Origin of the sequence: Rhodococcus sp. CX (assembly GCF_015865005.1) — a bacterium.
Taxonomy (GTDB): Bacteria; Actinomycetota; Actinomycetes; order Mycobacteriales; family Mycobacteriaceae; genus Rhodococcus.
The window spans coordinates 32,925-33,726 of the sequence record NZ_JADZGH010000007.1 but is presented as its reverse complement, the minus strand read 5'-3'; the positions used below and the strand labels follow the sequence as shown (position 1 = coordinate 33,726).

Annotated in this window: 1 protein-coding gene; it reads left to right on the top strand. The window is 71.2% G+C overall.

Going from position 1 to position 802, the window contains the following annotated elements; genetic code table 11:
* Window positions 1-802 (top strand): serine/threonine-protein kinase (locus tag I0Q12_RS31595; protein ID WP_231609754.1); only part of this gene is annotated, 802 nt, incomplete at both ends.

The window sequence follows — 802 nt, the reverse complement described above, 5'->3', positions numbered from 1 at the left end:
CGAACATTCTGCTCACCGACTACGACGAACCCCAGCTGGCCGACTTCGGTGTCGCGCAGATCGCGGGCGGTTTCAAGACGGCCACCGGCGCCGTGACCGGGTCGCCGGCCTATACCGCGCCGGAAGTGCTGGCCGGGGATCCGCCCGGTCCGGCCGCCGACGTCTACGGTCTCGGGGCGACGTTGTTCAGTGCGCTGACCGGTCACGCCGCGTTCGAACGGCTCAGCGGGGAGCAGGTCGTCTCGCAGTTCCTGCGGATCACCTCGCAACCGGTACCGGACCTGCGGGAGCACGGGATCCCCGAGGATGTGTCCGAGGCGATCACGGGGGCGATGGCCCGGACCCCGGACCAGCGTCCGGCTACCGCTGTGGACTTTGGGGAGGAACTACGAGCCTTGCAACGCACCCACGGTTTCCCGGTCGACGAGATGGCCCTGCGCAACGAGAACGAAGCCGGGTCCGTCGAGGGCGCGTCTGTCGAGGTCGGGGCCGGGAAGGTCGCGGAGGCCGGGGGCCCCGAACGAGTGCCGCGTGAGCGACGTCGCACCGCGGCTGCCGCCAGGGCGGGCGCGACCGGCGATCTGCCGCTGGACCTGACCAGTTTCGTCGGCCGCCGGCACGAGCTGACCGAGGCGAAGAACCTGCGGGCCGGTTCGCGGCTGGTGACGTTGACCGGGATCGGCGGTGTCGGCAAGACGCGCCTGGCGGTGCATGTCGCGGCGGCGGTGCAGCGCGACTACGCCGACGGGGTGCGGCTGGTCGAGCTCGGTGCACTGCACGATGAGTCGTCGCTGCTCGACGC